Origin of the sequence: Pseudomonas sp. S150, from assembly GCF_004526365.1 — a bacterium.
GTDB lineage: Bacteria > Pseudomonadota > Gammaproteobacteria > Pseudomonadales > Pseudomonadaceae > Aquipseudomonas > Aquipseudomonas putida_A.
In genome coordinates this window covers 936,459-956,477 of record NZ_CP038207.1, presented here as the reverse complement: position 1 = coordinate 956,477, position 20,019 = coordinate 936,459, and the positions used below count along the sequence as shown (strand labels likewise).

At 61.4% G+C, this 20,019-nt stretch carries 15 protein-coding genes and 1 pseudogene; 3 read left to right on the top strand and 13 right to left on the bottom strand.

The window, feature by feature from the left end; all coding sequences use genetic code 11:
- Window positions 1–157: 157 nt before the first annotated feature.
- The 7 genes from E3Z29_RS04445 to hutC all read right to left on the bottom strand — a co-directional run bounded on the left by E3Z29_RS04445 (window position 158) and on the right by hutC (window position 7,996).
- A complete protein-coding gene (locus E3Z29_RS04445; protein ID WP_047601084.1) occupies window positions 158–988 on the bottom strand; it encodes a glycine betaine/L-proline ABC transporter ATP-binding protein in 831 nt (276 codons plus the stop codon).
- Window positions 985–1,836, bottom strand: a complete 852-nt coding sequence (locus tag E3Z29_RS04440) for a proline/glycine betaine ABC transporter permease (RefSeq protein WP_027611284.1) — start codon at window positions 1,834–1,836, stop codon at window positions 985–987. Before E3Z29_RS04440 ends, E3Z29_RS04445 begins: the two co-directional genes overlap by 4 nt.
- Window positions 1,837–1,920: 84 nt before the next feature.
- Window positions 1,921–2,889 (bottom strand): ABC transporter substrate-binding protein, encoded by a 969-nt coding sequence (locus tag E3Z29_RS04435; protein WP_134785230.1) that lies wholly within the window; start codon window positions 2,887–2,889, stop codon window positions 1,921–1,923.
- Between the two features lie 69 nt (window positions 2,890–2,958).
- Window positions 2,959–4,431, bottom strand: coding sequence for a cytosine permease (locus tag E3Z29_RS04430; protein ID WP_115988392.1), 1,473 nt, complete (start codon window positions 4,429–4,431; stop codon window positions 2,959–2,961).
- A 174-nt stretch (window positions 4,432–4,605) separates the two neighbouring features.
- Entirely contained in the window at window positions 4,606–6,303 is a 1,698-nt protein-coding gene (gene hutU, locus E3Z29_RS04425) for a urocanate hydratase (protein ID WP_098966777.1), read from the bottom strand.
- Window positions 6,304–6,761: 458 nt separating this feature from the next.
- Window positions 6,762–7,331, bottom strand: a complete 570-nt coding sequence (locus tag E3Z29_RS04420) for a HutD family protein (protein ID WP_134785229.1) — start codon at window positions 7,329–7,331, stop codon at window positions 6,762–6,764.
- Complete coding sequence (hutC, locus tag E3Z29_RS04415) at window positions 7,328–7,996, bottom strand: histidine utilization repressor (protein WP_230679353.1); 669 nt, start codon at window positions 7,994–7,996, stop codon at window positions 7,328–7,330. The genes E3Z29_RS04420 and hutC overlap by 4 nt, the downstream gene beginning before the upstream one ends.
- A gap of 188 nt (window positions 7,997–8,184) precedes the next feature.
- Here hutC and E3Z29_RS04410 point away from each other — a divergent pair, with 188 nt between their 5' ends.
- Window positions 8,185–9,549, top strand: coding sequence for a formimidoylglutamate deiminase (locus E3Z29_RS04410; protein WP_134785228.1), 1,365 nt, complete (start codon window positions 8,185–8,187; stop codon window positions 9,547–9,549).
- 121 nt (window positions 9,550–9,670) lie between these two features.
- On the opposite strand, the gene E3Z29_RS04400 is transcribed toward E3Z29_RS04410, so the two are convergent.
- Window positions 9,671–10,240, bottom strand: coding sequence for a lipocalin family protein (locus tag E3Z29_RS04400; RefSeq protein WP_134785227.1), 570 nt, complete (start codon window positions 10,238–10,240; stop codon window positions 9,671–9,673).
- 31 nt (window positions 10,241–10,271) lie between these two features.
- The gene (locus E3Z29_RS04395) at window positions 10,272–10,526 is read right to left on the bottom strand and encodes a hypothetical protein (RefSeq protein ID WP_003220802.1); all 255 of its coding nucleotides are present in this window, start codon (window positions 10,524–10,526) and stop codon (window positions 10,272–10,274) included.
- A 282-nt stretch (window positions 10,527–10,808) separates the two neighbouring features.
- On the opposite strand from E3Z29_RS04395, the pseudogene E3Z29_RS29865 reads away from it, so the two are divergent.
- Both E3Z29_RS29865 and E3Z29_RS29860 read left to right on the top strand, forming a co-directional pair.
- Window positions 10,809–11,795: pseudogene (locus E3Z29_RS29865) on the top strand (cache domain-containing protein); the annotation flags it as partial.
- 141 nt (window positions 11,796–11,936) lie between these two features.
- Window positions 11,937–12,701: a methyl-accepting chemotaxis protein gene (locus tag E3Z29_RS29860; protein ID WP_371917810.1), complete on the top strand. Its 765-nt coding sequence runs from the start codon at window positions 11,937–11,939 to the stop codon at window positions 12,699–12,701.
- A 202-nt stretch (window positions 12,702–12,903) separates the two neighbouring features.
- Here E3Z29_RS29860 and E3Z29_RS04385 read toward each other — a convergent pair whose 3' ends face one another.
- From E3Z29_RS04385 to E3Z29_RS04370, 4 genes are all read right to left on the bottom strand, one after another.
- Window positions 12,904–13,506 (bottom strand): DUF924 family protein, encoded by a 603-nt coding sequence (locus E3Z29_RS04385; RefSeq protein WP_134785225.1) that lies wholly within the window; start codon window positions 13,504–13,506, stop codon window positions 12,904–12,906.
- A 3-nt stretch (window positions 13,507–13,509) separates the two neighbouring features.
- Window positions 13,510–14,520, bottom strand: a complete 1,011-nt coding sequence (locus E3Z29_RS04380) for a class 1 fructose-bisphosphatase (protein WP_007961744.1) — start codon at window positions 14,518–14,520, stop codon at window positions 13,510–13,512.
- Window positions 14,521–14,849: 329 nt separating this feature from the next.
- A complete protein-coding gene (locus E3Z29_RS04375; RefSeq protein WP_134785224.1) occupies window positions 14,850–16,214 on the bottom strand; it encodes a DUF3999 domain-containing protein in 1,365 nt (454 codons plus the stop codon).
- Window positions 16,211–19,807: a DUF2339 domain-containing protein gene (locus tag E3Z29_RS04370; RefSeq protein WP_134785223.1), complete on the bottom strand. Its 3,597-nt coding sequence runs from the start codon at window positions 19,805–19,807 to the stop codon at window positions 16,211–16,213. The genes E3Z29_RS04375 and E3Z29_RS04370 overlap by 4 nt, the downstream gene beginning before the upstream one ends.
- Window positions 19,808–20,019 lie beyond the last annotated feature (212 nt).

The window sequence follows — 20,019 nt, the reverse complement described above, 5'->3', positions numbered from 1 at the left end:
TGATACAAAACCTGTGGTGAGGGGATTTATCCCCGACGGGCTGCGCAACAGCCCCAAAACCTGCAGCCAGGATGTTTCAGGTGCACCGCATGCAATGTTTGGGGGCGGCTTCGCCACCCATCGGGGATAAATCCCCGCGCCACAAAGGCAATCCATTTCAGACTACTGCCGCCCGCCGCTGCACGAACCGGTCGACATACTCGTCCGCCGGCGAATGCAGGATCTCCCTTGGCGTGCCGACCTGAATCAGGCGGCCATCCTTGAGGATCGCGATGCGGTTGCCGATGCGCACGGCCTCGTCGAGGTCGTGGGTGATGAAGACGATGGTCTTGTGCAGGGTCTTTTGCAGCTCCAGCAACTGGTCCTGCATCTCGGCGCGGATCAGCGGATCCAGCGCACTGAACGCTTCGTCCATCAGGATGATATCGGTGTCGGCCGCCAGTGCCCGGGCCAGGCCCACGCGCTGGCGCATGCCGCCGGAGAGCTGGTGCGGGTATTTGTTTTCGTAACCTTTGAGGCCCACGGTGTTGATCCAGTGCAACGCGCGTTCAGCGCACAGTTGCTTGCTTTCACCGCGCACTTTCAGGCCGTAGGCGACGTTCTCGATCACGGTCTTGTGCGGCAGCAGGCCGAAGCTCTGGAACACCATGCTGATCTTGTGCCGGCGAAATTCGCGCAGCGCTTCCATGTCGTATTGCAGGATGTCCACGCCGTCGACCAGGATCGCGCCGCTGGTGGGGTCGATCAGGCGATTGAAGTGGCGCACCAGGGTCGATTTGCCGGAGCCGGACAGGCCCATGATCACGAAGATCTCACCGGTGCCGATGCTCAGCGACAGGTCGTTGACCCCGACCACGCAACCGGTTTCGTTCAGCACCTGATCCTTGGTCTTGCCCTGGCCGACCATCGCCAGTGCGTCCTTGGCGCGGTTGCCGAAAATCTTGAAGACGTTTTTGACTTCGATCTTGCTCACGGTTGCGTTGTTCATTTGCTCACCTCATGCCGTGGCCGACCGTACGCCTGAGTAATGCGGTCGATGACCACCGCGAGAATCACGATCGCCAGACCGGCTTCGAGGCCGCGTCCGACGTTGAGGGTCTGAATCCCCACCAGCACATCTTCACCCAGGCCACGGGCGCCGATCATCGAGGCGATCACCACCATCGACAGGGCCATCATGGTGGTCTGGTTGATCCCGGCCATGATGCTCGGCAGGGCCAGCGGCAGTTGCACGCCGAACAGTTGCTGCCAGCGGTTGGCACCGAAAGCGTTGATCGCTTCCATCACTTCGCCGTCGACCTGGCGGATGCCCAGATCAGTCAGGCGGATCAGCGGCGGCGCGGCGTAGATCACCGTGGCGAAAATCGCCGGGACTTTACCCAGACCGAACAGCATCAGCACCGGAATCAGGTACACGAAGCTGGGCATGGTCTGCATGATGTCGAGCAGCGGCATCAGCACCGAACGCAATCGATTGCTGCGCGCCGAGAGAATCCCCAGCGGTATGCCGATCAGCACCGATATGATCGTCGCGACCATCATCAGCGCCAGGGTCTGCATGAGTTTGTCCCACAGGCCGACAGCACCGACGAGGAACAGCAGACCGACGATGACAGCGGTGGTCAGCACTTTGCGCGTGGCGTGCCAGGCGACGACGCCGACGATCGCCAGCATCAACCACCACGGCGCCGCACGCAGCAGGCCTTCGAGGTTGACGATGGCCCACAGCAGCGTGTCCGAGATGTGGCGGAACACATCACCGTAGTTGGTGACCAGCGAATCGACCCAACCGTTGACCCAGTCGGCGATGGAAAAGGTAAAGCTTTCGGGAAACATAAGCGGCTCTCAATCAGAAATCTCAATCAAGCGATTTACGGCATATCTCCCGGCCAGCCTCACGGTTGACCGGGAGGTATCGACCTACAGCGCCGCGTCGATTTTCTTGGCTGCGTCGTCACTGACCCACGCGTGCCAGACCTCAGGATGTTCCTTGAGGAAGATTTTCGCCAGTTTTGGCGACTCGATACGTTCCTTCGCCATGCGGCCCAGGTTCTGGTTCAGCAGGTCGATCGGCAGGTTGACCTTTTCCAGCACGGCCACCAGTTCTGGCGCCTGCTCGTGGAAGGTTTTCGACAGGCCGACCTTGATGCTCACGCTTTTGTCGACGCCCGGTTTTTCTTCGAGTTTGACCGCGTCGATCTGGCCCATCAGCGGGGTTGGCGACCAGTAATAAAACAGGATCGGCTCGCCACGCTTGTAGCTCGACAGCACCGCCGCATCCAGCGCAGGTCCTGTGCCCGGGCGGAAGTTGGTGTAGCTGTTTTCCAGACCATAGCTCTTGAGCATTTCGCTGTTGTCCAGCTCGCAGGTCCAGCCCGCCGGGCAGTTATAGAAACGGCCCTTGGACGGCTCTTCGGCGTCTTTGAAAACAGCCGCGTACTTGCCCAGGTCGGCGATGTTTTTCAGGTCCGGGGCTTTTGCCTCGATCTTGCGTTTGGCGTCGCCTTCGATCACGTAGCGCGGCACGTACCAGCCTTCGATAGCGCCGACGATCGGGGCGCCGACACCGACGACCTTGCCGGCCTTCTCGGCCTTGTTCCAGACTTCGCTGCGGCCGACCCATTCTTCGGCGAACACTTGAATGTCGTTGCTGCTCAGGGCGTTCTCCATGGTGATGGAGTTGCCCGGCAGGCTGTCGGTCTTGCAGTCGTAACCTTTCTCCAGCACCACTTGCAGCACGTCGGTCAGCAGCATGCCGCTTTCCCAGTTCAGACCGGCGAATTTCACCGGTTTACCGGACTCGCACCAACCGGCTGCCTGAGTGGCACCGGCACTGGCCAGCAGGCCCATGGACAACAGTGTGGTGAGCAGGGTCTTGTTCGATTTCATTGTTGCGACGCTCCTAATCATGAATTGGCTTACGGCAGTCAAGAGGCATCCAGCCCTGTCCACGTCCAATCAGGCCTGCGCCGCAGCGCGCCCGGCCCCACTTTTTTCAGGTGGTACAACGCTGTTCTGCTCGACCGGCAGAATCAGTTGATCAGGCACCGAGCCGTGCCATTTTTTTGCGCACACGTAATAGAGGGCAGCAGGCAGCACCAGACCGATGATCCAGGAGATATCCACATCACCGAGGGCAGCCACCAGCGGGCCGGTGTAGAACTTGGTGGAGATGAACGGCAGTTGCACCAGCACGCCGAACACATAGACGCTGATCCCGAGCAGGTTCCAGCGCCCGTAGCGACCGTTCGGATCGGCCAGCGCCGGCACGTCGTAGCGCTCGCGGGTGATGCAGTAGTAGTCGACCAGGTTGATCGCGCTCCATGGCGTGAAGAACGCCAGCAGGAACAGGATGAACGACTTGAACGCACCGAGGAACGAGTGCTGACCGAGCAAGGCGATCAGGGTTGCCGCGCCGACGATCACCAGCACGAACACCAGACGCTGCATACGCGTAACGGTCAGGTGCCCTTTGAAACCACTGATGATGGTGGCGATGCACATGAAGCTGCCGTAGGAGTTCAGCGTCGAGATGGTCACCTTGCCGAAGGCGATGCTGAAGTACAGCAGCGCCGCCGTGGCACCAGTGCCGCCCAGTCCGACGATGTAGGCCACTTCGTGACCGGCAAACTGGCCGTTGGCCGAAGCTGCCGCGAACACGCCGAGGACCATCGCCACCTGCGCGCCGATGACCGAACCTGCGCCAGCGGCAAAGAAGGTTTTCACCGAGGAAACCTTGCTCGGCAGGTAACGCGAATAGTCAGCCACATAAGGGCCGAACGCGATCTGCCAGGACGCCGCGAGCGACACCGCCAGCAGGAAGCTGCTCCAGCTGAAGTGACGGATCTGCAACAGTGCGCCCACGTCCACCTGGCTCAGCAGACGGCTGAACAGATACACAAAGGCAATCACGCCGATGACACTGGCAACCCGGCCGATCCAGTGGATCACCCGATAACCGAGCACCGTGACCACTACGATGACACTGGCGAACAGCAGGATGCCGACGGTGTCGCTGACGCCAAACAACTGGCCCAGCGCCTGGCCGGAAAGCACCGTACCGGTGGCGGTGAAGCCCAGGTACATCAGGCACACCAGCACGATCGGGATCGCCGCGCCGTAGACGCCGAATTGCACGCGGCTGGAAATCATCTGCGGCAGGCCCAGTTTCGGCCCTTGCGCCGCATGCAGCGCCATCACGCCACCGCCCAGCAGTTGACCGATCAACAGACCGATCAACGACCAGAACACATCACCGCCCAGCACCACGGCCAGGGCCCCGGTGACAATCGCGGTGATTTGCAGATTCGCACCCATCCACAGGGTGAACTGGCTCAACAGACGACCGTGTCTTTCCGCTTCCGGGATGTAGTCGATCGAACGCCTTTCGATCAACGGTTTGTTGCCTGCACGATCGGGGGTTACAGCCATGATTCAACCTCTGTGGATTGTTATTCGAGTTCACTGAGCGTCTTGCGCGGGCGGCTTTTGGTGGGAGCGGGCTTGCTCGCGAAGGGGCCGGCACATTCGAAACATGTGCTGACTGATCCAACGCGTTCGTGAGCAAGCCCACTCCCACCAAAAGCATTTCCCACAGAATTGCGATTATTTGCCGGTAATCATCGGCAGGTTCAGCCCCTGCTCCTTGGCGCAGTCGATAGCGATCTGGTAACCGGCATCGGCGTGACGCATGACACCGGTGGCCGGGTCGTTGTGCAGGACGCGGGCAATGCGCTCGGCCGCTTCGTCGGTACCGTCGCAGACGATTACCATGCCCGAGTGCTGGGAGAAGCCCATGCCCACGCCACCGCCGTGGTGCAGGGAAACCCAGGTCGCGCCGCTCGCGGTGTTCAGCAGAGCGTTGAGCAGTGGCCAGTCGGACACGGCGTCGGAACCGTCCTGCATCGATTCGGTTTCGCGGTTCGGGCTGGCAACGGAGCCGGAGTCGAGGTGGTCGCGACCGATCACGATCGGGGCCGACAGCTCGCCGCTGCGCACCATTTCGTTGAACGCCAGACCGAGCTTGGCGCGCAGGCCCAGACCGACCCAGCAGATACGTGCCGGCAGACCCTGGAAGCTGATGCGCTCACGGGCCATGTCCAGCCAGTTGTGCAGGTGCGCGTCGTCCGGGATCAGCTCTTTGACTTTGGCGTCGGTCTTGTAGATGTCCTGCGGGTCACCCGACAGCGCCGCCCAGCGGAACGGACCGATGCCACGGCAGAACAGTGGGCGGATGTAGGCCGGTACAAATCCTGGGAAGTCGAACGCGTTCTCCACGCCTTCTTCTTGCGCCATCTGACGGATGTTGTTGCCGTAGTCGAAGGTCGGAATGCCTTGTTTCTGGAAGTCCAGCATCGCTTTGACGTGGACGGCCATCGACTGCTTGGCGGCCTTGATCACAGCGGCCGGCTCTGTCTTGGCGCGGGCGCGGTATTCGTCCCAGGTCCAGCCCGCCGGCAGGTAGCCATTGAGTGGGTCGTGGGCGCTGGTCTGGTCGGTGACCATGTCCGGGCGCACACCGCGCTTGACCAGTTCCGGCAGAATTTCTGCCGCGTTGCCCAGCAGCGCGATCGAGATCGCCTTGCCTTCAGCGGTGTATTTGGCGATGCGCGCCAGGGCGTCATCGAGATCTTTGGCCTGCTCGTCGACGTAGCGGCTTTTCAAGCGGAAATCGATGCTCACCTGCTGGCATTCGATATTCAGCGAGCAGGCACCGGCCAGGGTGGCCGCCAGTGGCTGAGCGCCGCCCATGCCGCCGAGGCCTGCGGTCAGCACCCACTTGCCTTTGAGGTTGTCGTTGTAGTGCTGGCGGCCGGCTTCAACGAAGGTTTCGTAGGTGCCCTGAACGATGCCTTGGCTGCCGATGTAGATCCAGCTGCCGGCGGTCATCTGGCCGTACATGGCCAGGCCTTTGGCGTCGAGTTCGTTGAAGTGTTCCCAGCTCGCCCAGTGCGGCACCAGGTTGGAGTTGGCGATCAGTACGCGCGGGGCGTTGCTGTGAGTCTTGAACACGCCGACCGGTTTGCCGGATTGCACCAGCAGGGTCTCGTCGTCGTTCAGATTGGTCAGGCTCTCGACGATTTTGTCGTAGCACTCCCAGTTGCGCGCAGCGCGACCGATGCCACCGTAGACCACCAGCTCTTTCGGGTTCTCGGCCACTTCCGGATCGAGGTTGTTCATCAGCATGCGCAGCGGCGCTTCGGTTAGCCAGCTCTTGGCGGTCAGCTTGTTGCCGCGTGCAGCGCGGATCTCGACGTCACGTCTCTTTGTATAAACGGCAGTTGTAGGCTTATTGTCAGTCACGAAAAAGACTCCTCAGCGATCAATTCAAACCAACCCTGGCAGTGGGCAAGCAGCCTGCGCGCCTCAATGCGCGACAAGCGAATCAGTGGACGCTGCGGACTTATACGCATACGTCTTTACTTGTACATACAAGCATATGCAATCAAGCGGCCAACTTGCTGGAGGGGCGCTCAAGAAAAATTGCGGACAGGGCTGCGGAGCGCCTGAGACAAGGGTTACGGCGTGGATGAAAATTTTTGCGGGGAGGAATTGAGGATTTGGCGGATCGTTACGAACCCGTGGTTTTGCGCCACGCTGGGGCGTTCGGTAACAAGTTGGTGCGCCGAGGGAAACAGGAATTGAAATGCAATTGTGGTGAGGGGATTTATCCCCGATGGAGCGCGTAGCGGTCCCAAAAGGTCTGCTGCGCCGCCATCGGGGATAAATCCCCTCACCACAGGAGTGTTACCAGAGTTGGATCAGCGCGCGGTCAGCTCAATCACGCAGCACCCGGCATTGACGGCCACTTCAACCAGCCCGGTGTTACCGTCCAGTTGCAGGCAATCATGGCGGCCGAGTTGCGCAGTGTTGTCAGCAACCTGCACTTGCAGCAGCTCACTGACACTGAACACCAGCACCGTCGCCGCCGAGCTGAAAAACCGCTGCTCGCCTTCCAGCCACTGCAACCGCGCGCTGTAACGCTGTGGCGCGTAGATCAGGTTGAAGTCGCGGATCGCACCACCGAGCAAAGTGCAGGACACCTGGCTTTCGCCGCTGAACGCAAACGGATCCAGCGGTAACAATGGGCGAGTGTCATCGCCGTCGACACACAGGGTCATGCCATCGCCCTGCAGCACCGTAATCACTCGCTGGTAACCAGCAAAAGTCGAGAATCCACCGGACTCGGCAATGTCGGCAATCGACAGGCGCCAGCCGAAACCATCGAGGCCGGCACCCGCATCACGGGTAATCTCTTCGGTGCTGCCGCCGCCGTTTTTCCACGGCATGCGCGGGTAACCCTCGGCGCGTAAAACCTTCAAACCATTCATTTATGAAAGCGTCCTTCCAGACGATGACGGGAACCTGGGTGAATCAAACGCGCGGCGGTCACCGGCTGACGCCCCGACCACGTACGGCGACGGATCAGCAGGCACGGCTCACCTTTTTCGATCTGCAGCAGCTTGCACTCGGACGGCTCAGCGAGGATCGCTTCGACCACATGCTCGCCTTCGGTCAGTGGCGCGACCTGATTGAGATAGGCGTAAGGCGTCTGCAGGGTGAAGTCCTGCTTGAGGTATTCCGGGGCGACCAGCGCGTTGACGAAGCGGTCTTCGATTTGCACAGGAATGTCGTTTTCGTAATGCACGATCAGCGAGTGGAAGACCTTCTGCCCTTCGCGCATGTCCAGCGCCAGCGCGCGCTCGGAGCCCGCAGCCTCTTCTTCGAGGGTGATCACCTGACAAGTGTGGCGATGGCCACGGGAGGCGATTTCATCAGCGATGTTGTGCACTTCGAACAACGCAGACTGGCTCTTCGGTTCAGCGACAAACGTGCCTACACCTTGCATGCGCACGAGCAGGCCGTCGGCGGTCATTTCACGCAGCGCGCGGTTGATGGTCATGCGGCTGAAACCGAGCTGGCTGACCAGTTCGCTTTCCGATGGCACGCGGTAGTGCGGTGGCCAGTTACCGCTGTCGATCTGCTGGGTGATCATCTGTTTGACGCGGGCGTACAAGGGCGCCGGACTGTCGCCCAGGTTCGCGGCCAACGGAGAGACTGGAGGCGGAGTCGGCACGGTTGATCCCTGTTCATTGGATGAAGGTTGCTAGCTTGCCGGAGTTTACCGGGCAGGCAAACGTCTGTATATGTATATACAAATAACACACGATGGGGTGCTGAACCATGTCCGCTTTCTTTGCCGAACGCGCGCTGCTGCCTAACGGATGGGCCAACAATGTACGTCTTGAGGTCAGCGCCGATGGCGTGCTGACCCGGATTCAGGCCGATTCCACTGCAGACGGCGCCGAACGGCTGAGCGGTCCGCTGCTGTCGGGCATGCCCAATCTGCACTCCCACGCCTTCCAGCGCGCGATGGCCGGGCTGGCGGAAGTGGCCGGCAATCCCAACGACAGTTTCTGGACCTGGCGTGACCTGATGTATCGCCTCGTCGGAAAAATCAGCCCGGAGCAGCTCGGCGTGATCGCCCGTCAGCTGTACATCGAAATGCTCAAGGCCGGTTACACCTCGGTTGCTGAATTCCACTATGTACACCACGACAATAACGGCCAGCCGTATGCCGATCCGGCCGAACTGGCACTGCGCATCAGTCAGGCAGCGAGCGAAAGCGGCATCGGTCTGACTCTGTTGCCGGTGCTTTACAGCCATTCCGGATTCGGCGGCCAAACGCCCAATGATGGGCAGCGCCGCTTTATCAACAGCACCGAAAATTACCTGAATCTGCAATCGCGCTTGCAGCCATTACTGGCTCAGCAAAAAGCGCAGTCGCTGGGTCTGTGCTTCCACTCGCTGCGCGCGGTCACCCCGCAACAGATCAGCGAAGTGCTGGCCGCCAGCGACAAGCAGTGCCCGGTGCACATTCACATCGCCGAACAGCAGAAGGAAGTCGATGACTGCCTGAGCTGGAGCGGTCGCCGTCCGCTGCAATGGCTCTACGAAAACACCGAGGTCGATCAGCGTTGGTGCCTGGTTCACGCGACCCACGCCAACCCGGAAGAAGTCACGCTGATGGCCAAGAGTCGCGCCATCGCCGGCCTGTGCCTGACCACTGAAGCGAATCTGGGCGACGGGATTTTCCCGGCGGTGGATTTCCTCGCTCAGGGCGGACGCATGGGCATCGGTTCCGACAGCCATGTGTCGCTCAGCGTGGTCGAGGAATTGCGCTGGCTGGAATACGGCCAGCGTCTGCGCGATCAGCGGCGTAACCGGTTGTATGGCGCGGATCAGCCGATGGTTGGGCGCACGCTGTATGACGCGGCGCTGGACGGCGGCGCCCAGGCTTTGGGACAGCCGATTGGTGCGCTGCAAGTCGGCAAACGTGCGGACTGGATCGTGCTCGATGGCAATGATCCGTATCTGGCCACCGCCAGTGGTGACGGGATTTTGAATCGCTGGCTGTTCGCTGGCGGAGATCGCCAGGTGCGCGATGTGCTGGTCAATGGTCAGTGGGTGGTGCGCGATGGACGGCACGCGGGCGAAGAGGAAAGCGCACGTGCCTTCACCCAGGTTCTGCGCGAACTTTTAGGCTGACACAAAACAAAAATGTGGGAGCGGGCTTGCTCGCGAAAGCGGTGTATCAGTCGATATTTCAGTCGACTGACACGCCCTCTTCGCGAGCAAGCCCGCTCCCACATTTGATTTGTGGTGACCTTTAGTTCGAAGTCTTCGCCATCTGCCGATCCGACGCCCGCCAGATCAGTCGCGTAGTGTCGTAACCCTGCTGCCGCGCCTTGCTCAGCAACTCCTCACGCACTACGCCATTGACCGTTGGCGTGCGCGACAGCAACCACATGTACTTGCGACTCGGGTCGCCGACGATGGCGGTCTTGTAGTCGTCGCTGACGTACAACACCCAGTATTCGCCTTTCGCCACACCCGGAATCAAGCGCGAGAACCAGGTATCGAACTCGACCCACAACTTGTCGGTCTTGCCCGGCACCTGTGGATAAGCCTTGCCTTTGGCTTCTTCCCACTGCCAGTCGGAGGTCAGGCAGCGATTGAGCACATCGACATTGCCGTCGGGTCTGAGCGAGTAGTGGGCTTCGGACTGCGCGCAGTTGCGCTGGAAGTACATCGGCAGGCGCGCCAGTTCATACCAGGTGCCCTGATAACGCTTGAGATTGACACTGTGAGCCGTCTTGGGCGCCAGCGGATCTTCACCGTGGGTGGCGCAGCCGGCCAGTACCAGGCCGGCAAAAAGGACGAACAATATCCGCTTCATTATTTTTCTCCCGTGGGCGCATAGCCCCGGTTTACTTCAGGCCTTGGCCGGAAAACATCAGCACTTTGTCACCGGCGTACTGCACGCTGATAAAGCTGTTTTTGTCGCCCCAGGTGCAACTGGACATGCCGAGCGCACCCGAACAGTCGGTGGGTTTGCCGAGCAGCGTCTCAACCTCGGCCTTGGCCATGCCGGCCGAAAGCTTGGAATAGTTTTCCTGATTGACCTTGCTGCACGCGGCCAACAGCACGCAAAAAGTCAGAAGGGCGATAGATCGCAGCGACATGAAGTAACTCCTGGAGCGGAAGGGGGATGGCATGGTGCCAACCAGAAGCTTAGAAGAGAAAACCCTCATCTGGTTCCCTTCAGAAATGGCTATTTATCGCTCCGCTCGTCTGGCATTTACCGGTAAATCAGACACTTTGTGCGGCTATTGAGCATTTCGTCGCATTTCATCAAAGACGCCTAATCTTTGGCGCGCGGCGGTCGAAAAAAGAGCAGCGCAAAGCCCCCGAGTGTGGCAAATTGCCGCCCTTTCTCGACCAGCCCCTTCGCGGTAGTTCATTCGATGACCAGAAACATGAAATTCAGCCACAAGATCTTGTTGGCTGCCGCCCTCGTGGTGGCCGTTGCGTTCGCCTGTTTCATTTTGTTCAACGACTATCGACAACGCGAAGCCCTGAACAGCAGTACCGAAGCCTCGATGCAGGAACTCGGCAGCCTGACCACCAGCAACATCCAGACCTGGCTGGAAAGCCGCATCCAGTTGCTGCAATCGCTGTCGCAGCAGGTCGCCGCCGACGGCAGCGCCCCGGCCAGCCTCAAGCGCATCATCGACCTGCCCGCCTACACCGGCAATTTCCAGCTCAGCTACTTCGGCGGCGCTGACGGCGTGATGTTCTCGGTGCCCGCCGGCAACCGCGCGCCGGACTACGACCCGCGCGCCCGTGGCTGGTACAAGGCAGCCAACAGCGCCCAACAGACCATCGTCACCGAACCCTACATCGCCGCGTCGTCGGGCAAACTGGTGATCACTGTCGCCACCCCGGTGCAGCGTCAGGGCCAGATGATCGGTGTGGCCGGCGCCGACATCGATCTGACCAGCGTCAGCGCAATCATCAACTCGCTCAACTTTGGTGGCCACGGCCATGCGTTCATCGTCAGCGCCGATGGCAAGATTCTGATTCACCCGGACAGCAAACTGGTGCTCAAAACCCTCGCCGAGGCTTATCCAAACGGCGCACCGAAAGTCAGCCCGGGCCTGAAAGAAGTCGAGTTCAACGGTAAGACACAACTGATCTCCTTCACCCGCGTCAACGGCGTGCCATCGGCCGACTGGTACGTGGCGCTGGTGCTGGACAAGGACACCGCATTCTCGATGCTCAGCGAATTCCGCACCTCGGCGCTGATCGCCATGGTGATCGCCGTGGTGATCATCATCGCCCTGCTCGGCATGCTGATCCGCGTGCTGATGCAACCGCTGCTGACCATGGGCCGCGCCATGCACGACATCGCCGAAGGTGAAGGCGACCTGACCAAGCGTCTGGTGATCCACGGCCATGATGAATTCGGCGCGCTGGGTCTGTCGTTCAACCGCTTCGTCGAACGTATTCACACCTCGATCAGTGAAGTGTCCTCGGCCACCGGCCAGGTCAACGAAGTCGCCCTGCGAGTGGTCGCCGCATCGAATTCGTCGATGTACAACTCCGATCAGCAAGCGACCCGCACCAACAGCGTGGCCGCGGCGATCAACCAGCTCGGCGCCGCCGCTCAGGAAATCGCCCAGAACGCCGCCCTCGCCTCGCAGCACTCCAGTGATGCGCGCAGCCTGGCGGTCGACGGCCAGCAGGTTGTGGATAAAACCATCCACGCGATGCAGCAGTTGTCGGCAAAAATCAGCGACTCCTGCGGCAACATCGAAACCCTCAACAGCAACACGGTGAACATCGGGCAGATTCTGGAAGTGATCACCAGCATCTCGCAGCAGACCAACCTGCTGGCGCTAAACGCTGCCATCGAAGCGGCCCGCGCCGGTGAGGCTGGCCGTGGTTTCGCCGTGGTCGCTGACGAGGTGCGCAACCTCGCGCACCGCACCCAGGATTCGGCGCAGCAAGTGCAGAAGATGATCGAAGAACTGCAAGTCGGCGCGCGTCAGGCCGTGAGCATCATGACCGAGAGCCAGCGCGAGAGCGAAAGCAGCGTCGGCATCGCCAACCAGGCCGGCGAACGCCTGGGCAGCGTGACCCAGCGCATCGGCGAGATCGACGGGATGAACCAGTCGGTGGCTACCGCGACTGAGGAGCAGACGGCTGTGGTCGAATCGATCAACGTCGACATCAACGAGATCAACACGCTGAACCAGGAAGGTGTGGAGAACCTGCAGGCAACCTTGCGCGCTTGTTCGGATCTGGAGCAGCAGGCGGCCCGATTGAAGCAGCTGGTGGGTAGCTTCCGGATCTAAGATCAAGAGCCACCCCCTCACCCCAGCCCTCTCCCCCAAGGGGGCGAGGGGGGGGAAGGGAGTAGATCTTCAAGCTTTTCAAACCTGAGTTCGACTGGATGCTTCAGGTCGACGTATAGCGACAAAACACCTCGGTCAGTCCCCTCTCCCTCCGGGAGAGGGTTAGGGTGAGGGCTGGTTGTTGAGGTTGCCGAGAATCGTTCTAAAAACGCGAACCTGGCTCTTTCAAAAACGCCAACTCCTCAGCTGTCGACTCCCGCCCCAACACCGCATTGCGATGCGGAAACCGTCCAAATCGTGCAATCACCTTCCGATGCCGCTCGGCATAGTCCAGATTGTCGGCAAACACCGCCCGCTCGGCTTCCGGCTGTTCAGCTACCAGATCGATAAAGCGCGAAACGGCTTCGTTCTGCACCGCGAGGTTTTCGCAGTGTTCGAACACCAGATAAATGAATACCCGCTGAATCGGCTTCAGTTGCCGGTCGAAGTCCGCTGCAATGCCTTGGGCGACGAGTTTCTGCGCGCGCAGATCACCGGAAAACGCTTTGGGCGTGTCGCGAAAAATCATTCGCGGCAGTTGATCGAGCAGCAGCACCACGGCCAGCCAACCTTCGGGACGTTGCGTCCACTCGGTCAATTCGCCAGCGAGGGCCTGATCGACAAAGACCCCGAAACGCTCACGCGCTTCGAGGTCTTGGCTGTCTTTCTTGCCGAACCACAACTTGCCCTTGTCAGCCGCAATCTCGTCCGGTGATTCGCTTTGTCCGAACCACCAATCGAGCAACGGCTGCCAGGGCGCGGTCATGGCTTATTCCTTGTGGTAAGCCGTGGCGCGGGCGACTTCTTCTTTCGAGCCGAGGAACACCGCCACGCGCTGGTGCAGGCCTTCGGGCTGAATGTCGAGGATGCGTTGGTGACCGTCGGTGGACGCGCCGCCGGCCTGTTCCACCAGGAACGACATCGGGTTGGCTTCGTACATCAGACGCAGTTTGCCGGGCTTGGATGGCTCACGGCTGTCGCGTGGGTACATGAACAGACCGCCACGGGTCAGGATGCGATGCACGTCGGCCACCATCGCCGCGACCCAGCGCATGTTGTAGTTCTTCTTCAGCGGGCCTTCTTCGCCGGCCAGCAGTTCGCTGACGTAGCGTTGCACCGGGGCTTCCCAGTGGCGCTGGTTGGACATGTTGATCGCGAATTCCTGGGTGGTTTCAGGAATGGTGATGTCTTCGTGGGTCAGTACGAAGCTGCCCATTTCGCGGTCCAGGGTGAAGCCTTTGACGCCGTCGCCCAGAGTCAGCACCAGCATGGTCTGCGGGCCGTAGATCGCGTAACCGGCGGCAACCTGCTGGGTGCCTGGCTGCAGGAAGGCTTTTTCGTTCAGCGGCTCGTTCTGGCTCAGGTATTCGTTCGGGCAACGCAGTACCGAGAAGATGGTGCCAACCGGAGCGTTGATGTCGATGTTCGACGAGCCGTCCAGTGGGTCGAATACCAGCAGGTAAGCGCCTTTCGGGTATTTGCCCGGGATCTGGTAGGCATTGTCCATTTCTTCGGACGCCATGCCGGCCAGGTGACCGCCCCATTCGTTGGCTTCGAGCAGGATCTCGTTCGACAGCACGTCGAGCTTCTTCTGCACTTCGCCTTGGACGTTTTCAGTGCCCATGCTGCCCAGAACACCACCCAGGGCGCCTTTGGACACGGCGTGGCTGATCTCTTTGCAGGCACGCGCCACCACTTCGATCAGGAAGCGCAGATCGGCAGGAGTGTTATTGCTGCGGGTCTGCTCAATCAAATAGCGACTCAGGGTAACGCGGGACATGGACGGCTCCGGTGGAATGGGGGGCTAAAAACCCGCGCAGTTTACAGGGAGTCTGAAAACGTAGCGAGCGATGACGCCCGGTAACGTGCATTGGGGCGCAATTGCTTGTATCAGACGTGAACGGGTCGAGAGAGTTCAGGCACCGGATTGAGCGTAGTTCGAAACGGGACGGGTGGTGCATGCGGATCCGCGACCGATCTGAAACTATTGGTGGTCGATCGGCCGCCTTCGCGAGCAAGCCCGCTCCCACAGTTGACCGAGTAGCCCTGCTGGACGCGATCAATGTGGGAGCGGGCTTGCTCGCGAATGGCGCGCAGCGCCAGCCATGCTCAGGAATTGGTCGGCGGCTTGCGCAACAGGCTCGCCGCCATCGCCCCGAGGAACACCACACTCACCAGCAACACCGCCCACAGGCCGATCTTCTTCCAGTTGGTCTCGGCTACCGCCGTCGTGGTTGCCGGCGTAGCCTGTGTGGCAATCACTTCACCCTGCACCGAGGCCTTGCCCAGCGTCGCGAGTTTTTCCGCTTTGAAATCCGGAATCAGCGTGCTCAGCGGCAGGTTCGCGGTTTTCACCGTCGGATTGCCCAGCGCCAGGCTGTAAGGCCCGTCACCCCGTGCGAGGAAAATCACCTGGGTCGCCCGCACCGCGTACTTCAGGCTCGGTGCCTGCTCACCCAGACCGCCGCCACGCTCATCCACGCTCAGTTTCAGCTGCTGCACAGTCTGCCCGTACAACTGCAATTCGTTTTGCACCATGTCCTGACCGTTCTGGGTCAGGCGATACAGCAAACCGTTGCTCAACGTCTGCCACGGCAGGCTGCTTTCGCGGCGGCCCGCGAGCGTCACCGGCGCCAGACTGTTCGGTTGTTTCAGCTCGACCTGCACCCGCTCGACATTCAGACCCATCGGCAACTGCCAGGTGTACTCACCGGACTTGGTGCTACTGCCCGCCAGCGCTTGCGACCAGACCAACGGCAGCGGCACGTTGCGTGGATCGCTGCTTTTCAGTTGAGCGGACGTGAGGATTGGCGCCGAGGTTGGCGCATCCCACAGCAGACGCAGATAGCGCGCCGATTGCCCCGGCAGCGTCACTTCGTGCTGTTCGATGCGTTCGTCGGAAAAGGTCAGGCGCGCCACCTGCCCCTCGCCCCACGCCTGCCAATGCTGCAAATCATCACTGGCCTCGATGCTGAAACGCTGGAAGCCGTCACGCTCGCTGGTCCAGTCGAGAATCAGCTGCTGCAGCGGCGCCTTGATCGCACTGGCATCGAGCAGCCAGCCACGCAGCACTTCTTCACCGGCCTCCAGCTGAGTCGACGGCTGCACTTCCACCAGTGTGCCGGTGGTGGTCGATTGCACGCGCACGTTCGGCGCTCGCTCGCTGGCGTCGGCGGCGTTGTACAAGGGGAACCACTTCACTTCATGCAACTGCCCGTCGTCGCGGGTCTGCGCCGATTCCCGGGTCAGGGCGTAGGCCTGTGGTTCGCCGGCGGCGTTGAACACGCGCAGGTCGCTGAGATCGGTCTGGCGGGCCTGCAATTGCGCGCTCAGCGGCAGATCGAGGCGATACCACGGGCCGTTGCCGCTCACCGTCAGCGGCACCTGCGTGGCGAAGTCCGCCGGTTTTTCCTGCGCGCCAGCAGCCATCACCACGCCCAACGCCAACCACCCCAGATTCAGCATGCGACTCAAGATGAAACTCCTTCGGTATCCGGCACGGGTTTGTCCGCCGCCGGTTCGGCTTCGACACGTTTCGGTGGCAGCGGTGCGAAATAGCCCACCACCAGCAGCAACACGCCGACGCCGATAAACGAGACGATCCGGGCCAGTCCGCCACGGTTGCTCAATTCGACAAAAATCAGTTTGGCCACCACCAGCGCAATCAACGCCGCGCCGATCAGCCACACTTCGCGACGGTGACGCAGATGGCCGCCGATCATCAGACCCAACGCCATCAGGGTCCAGACGATGGACAACCCGGCCTGCACCAGCATCGATTCGAGCAGCAGATCCAGCTCGAACGGAATGCCCGCCCAATGGTGCGCAGCGCGGGTCACCAGCGCGGTGCAGAAGGCGAATAGGGAGACCCCGGCGACCAGTTGCGTGGCGTACTCGGCGTAATCCTTGCGCAGGGCAAACTGCGTCACCGCATGACGCGACCACACGTAAACCCCGAACAGGGCGAACAGCAGGCCCAATTCCAACGGGTTGATCAGCGGCACGTACGGCAGCGGTTCGGCGTTACCGTCGCTGACGCCGTTGGCCAGCCAGAACCACGCCAGCATCAGCACTGCCAGCGGCGCGGCGGCGTACAAACGATATTCCCGCGGGAATGCCGCCACCGGCCATGGCCAGCTGCGCGGAGCCGCCGCCAACAGCAGATACAGGCTCGGCAGGATCGCCCAGCCCAGCCAGCGCCACGCGTTGTATTGCTCGGACAACAGCAGCAGACCGTAGCGCAGCTCCAGCGCCAGTACGCCGATCAGCAGCCAGCAACCCAGCACATGCGCAGTGCTCAAGGCCCGAGCCGGCAGCATCGGCGCCAGACGCCGCAGGCTGAAGAAATGCACGGCGAACACCAATACCCACGCCAGCCAACCGAAATTCGCCGCTGGGTGATAACGCGCATGCCACGCCGCCAGCAACACCAGCCCCGCCGCCGGAATCAGCAAGGTGCAGAGCAGGCCTAGCGCCGGCCATTTCAGGCGCAGCGCCAACAATGTCCACAGCGCCACACTCAGCGCGGCAATCAGCAGCAACAGCGTCGCCTGCAGATTCAGCGGCGCAAAACGCAGCACCTCACTGACCCACGCCAACGCCCACCAACCGGCGCCCCACACCAGCAGCACTTCGGACAGGCGTTGCAAACTCAGCGCATCGAACGCCGAGGCGTGATTGCCCAGTTGCAGACGCCAGGCACCGACCAGCGCGGCCAGCCCCAATACCAGCGGCGTCCAGAAACCGCCATGGGCCAACGGCCGCAAACCTTCGCTGGACAGCGGCCCGAGCAACTCGGGGCCGGCCAACAAGAACGCCGTGCCACCGATCAACTGCAACAACAGGCCGAAAACAAAACTCACGCGCTGCTTGAGGTACAGGCTCAGCCAGATGATCAGCAATCCGCTGGCCGCCCACACTGCACTCGCGGTTTGCCACGGCAGCACGAACAACACCGCCAGATTGATCAGCACCAACCCCGCCAGCAACACCACCGACAAGCCACGCAGCAGCCGCACATCGCCGCGCACCATCTCGTCGCGCGCCGCCAGCAGCATCCCTCCGATCAACGCCAAACCGATCACCGATGCGCTGAGCAAACCGGTCCACCCGGCGCTGAACACGGCCGCCGAATCCTCGCCCGCGCCTTGCAGACGCAACAGGAACAGCGCACCACCGAGCAACTGCACAGTGAAGGCGGTGAACAGGAACGTGCGCGATTGCAGGCGCAGGCCGACGAACAGGGTCACCAGTCCGGCCAAAGCCCAACTGATCGCTGTCGCCTGAACCAGGAAAAACAGCGGCGCCAACAGGTACAGGAAGGTCAGACCCAGCGCCGCCAGCACCGGCAAGCCCTGGCGCTCCCACGGCGAAGCCTGTTCTGCCGAGGCTTTGCGCAATTGATAGAAACTGAACAGCAGTGCGATGCCGAGCATCAACGCTCCCAGCGGTGCGCCGTCGAGCAGGCTGCTTTCGCCAACCCGCAACTGACTGAGAAAGGCCAGCGCCGACCCCAGTTGCAGCAGCAGGGCAAACGCCCGGGCGAACGGCCGATGCTGACGCAGGCCGAGCCAGAAAATCCCCGCGCCCTCCACTGCCCACGCCGCCGAAGTCCAGCGCGCATCGAGGCCCAGCGGGATCGCCAGACTGGCGAAAATCACCCCCAGCGCCAGACAGGTTTCACCCAGCAACAAAGCGCGGCCGCCCATCAACACCCGGGCCAGGCCCATGTAGATCACGCCCAGTGCGAGTGCGCTGAACGCGGCGGCGAACTCCAGGTGCTGCACCAGCGCAAACTGCAGACCGAAGCCCACGATCGGCGGGCCGAACAGCATCGTGCCGTCGACGTAGTCGCCCTTGCGCGCCGACCAGTGCAGCAGCGCCTCGCGATCGCCGTCTGCTGGCGCATCGGGCATGTCGAGCAACTTGCGTCGGGCGAACAACAGGCCGATGCCCAGGTACATCAGGAAGAACAGAATCAGGAACGGCTCGGTGCTCCACAGCAGCTCGGGCGCATAGGAGCGCAGGCCCCAGGCGAAGCCGATACCGAACGTGCCGACGAACCCGATCAGGTTAAGCAGGCGCCACGCCTTGAACCAGGCAATGGCGAGAATGCCGGCATTGAGCAACGCGAAATAGCTGAACAGCGCGACATGGTTACCCTCCCCGGTCGAGGTCAGGATCGGCGCGGCGAAACCGCCCAATGCTGCAGCCGCCGCCAGCCCCAGCGCATCCTGAGTGATGGCGAGAATCGCCGAGAACACCGTGACCGCCACCAGCAAACCCAGCGCGGCGGACGGATCGAGCAACGGATGCAGACGCATCGCCGCAAACACCGTCAGGTACAGCACCGCGATCCCGGTGCCCTGCAGAATCAGCGCATAACTGCTGTTGCGCGTACGCAGCCACCAGCCCAGTGCCAGCAAGGCCAACGCCGCTGCCGCAACACCGGCATAACGCAATTCGATTGGCACTACCATGCCCTCGGTGGCGTAGCGCAGCAGGAACGCCAGACCGAAAAACAGCAGCACCACGCCAACCCGCAGCACGGTGTTGCCACCGAACAGCCAGTTACGCGCAGCGCTGATGCCACGCTCGATCAGGTTCGGGCCACGAGGTTCGGCAGGCTGTGCCGGCGCTGTTGGCTCGTCGGTAACAGCATCCAGACGCCAGACATCCGCCGGTAGCGGCTGGCTGGTTTCGCTGGCAACGGTAGACATCGGTTCGATTTCGGGTGGCAGTTCCCAGACCAGATCCGGCGTGGGGAAGGATGATTGTTCGGCGACGATGATCGGCTCAACGATGGCGTCCGGCATCGGCGCCACGCTCGGCGGTGTGGTGCGCACGCTGGCACCTTCAAGCAGAAACAGACGCTGCTCGACGGCTTGCAGGGCGACCTTGGCCTGTTCCAGTTGACGCTGTTGGTCGGTGGCCAGCGAGCCAAGCCGGGCGATACGCAGCGTTTGCCCGATCGCCAGCCCGAGCAGTGCACCGAGCAGCGCGGCACTGAACGACTCGTCGAGCAGCCAGCCGAGCAGCAACCCGATCAACATGAACATCCATTGCATGGTCGATATCCCTAAGCGGCCCCGAGGCGGGGCAATCCCGACAGTTGCTTCAGTCTAGGCAAAATCCAATGTGGGAGCGGGCTTGCTCGCGAAGGCGTTGTGTCAGTCGATATCCAGTTGACTGATACAACGCCTTCGCGAGCAAGCCCGCTACCACAAGGGGTCTTATGCTGACTGACACATTCGGTAAACCGGCGCTCAGTATATCGATC